A 275-nucleotide genomic window follows, 5' to 3' on the forward strand; every position below is an offset into this window, starting at 1 on the left:
GTAGACCATCGCGGTGCCGGTGAGCGAGGCCAGCAGGGTCAGCGGCAACAGCCACAGGCCGATGCCGCGGTGCCAGCTCAGCCAGCGCCGCGTCGGCGGGCCGCGATACCACTTCAGACTCGCCGCCAGCGCCGACCAGCGCGGCCACCACAGGTACAGGCCGCTGAGCAGCATGAACACCGCGGCGATGCCGACCGCGCCGAGCACCTGCTCGCCGTTCTTGCCGGCCAACAGATGGGTATGCCAATCGCGCAGCCACAGGATCAGGTCGTTGC

1 protein-coding gene is annotated in these 275 nt (G+C 69.8%); it reads right to left on the reverse strand.

Annotated features, from left to right (window positions below):
- Positions 1-275: PepSY domain-containing protein (locus HKX41_11375; protein NNC24732.1), on the reverse strand; the 275-nt coding region annotated here is incomplete at both ends.

Origin of the sequence: Salifodinibacter halophilus, from assembly GCA_012999515.1 — a bacterium.
Lineage (GTDB): Bacteria > Pseudomonadota > Gammaproteobacteria > Nevskiales > Salinisphaeraceae > Salifodinibacter > Salifodinibacter halophilus.